The 362-nt window shown below is 58.6% G+C and carries 1 pseudogene; it reads right to left on the bottom strand.

From position 1 onward, the window contains the following. Positions 1-362: pseudogene (locus WNE31_RS18440) on the bottom strand (hypothetical protein); the annotation flags it as partial.

Below are 362 nucleotides of genomic sequence, written 5' to 3'. Positions count from 1 at the left end.
ATCTGCAGGTTAATCGACGTTTGTGCATCGCCGTCCACCAAGGCCCACATGATCTGGCCAGTGGGACGATAAATCACGAAGCTCTCGCTGATGCCATCAGCGCCCGCATTGGCCGTGTCCGCCGTGTTGATCTGGAACTGGCTGGCGGTCGCCGCGCCATTGCCGAAGAAAAGCACATCCCCTTCAGCGGCGTTATAATCCTGAATCCAGTCCGAGCCATGACCTGGAACCCCAACATGGAAGAAACGATCAGCACCAGCCCCGCCATTCACCCGGTCATGGCCGAAGCCGCCATTGATGAAGTCGTTGCCGTCTCCGCCAAAGATGACATCCCCGAAGGCCGAGCCGGTCAATACGTCGTC

The sequence above is a fragment of the Shimia fortis genome, from assembly GCF_040225985.1.
Lineage (GTDB): Bacteria > Pseudomonadota > Alphaproteobacteria > Rhodobacterales > Rhodobacteraceae > Shimia.
This window is presented reverse-complemented; position numbering and strand designations above follow the sequence as displayed.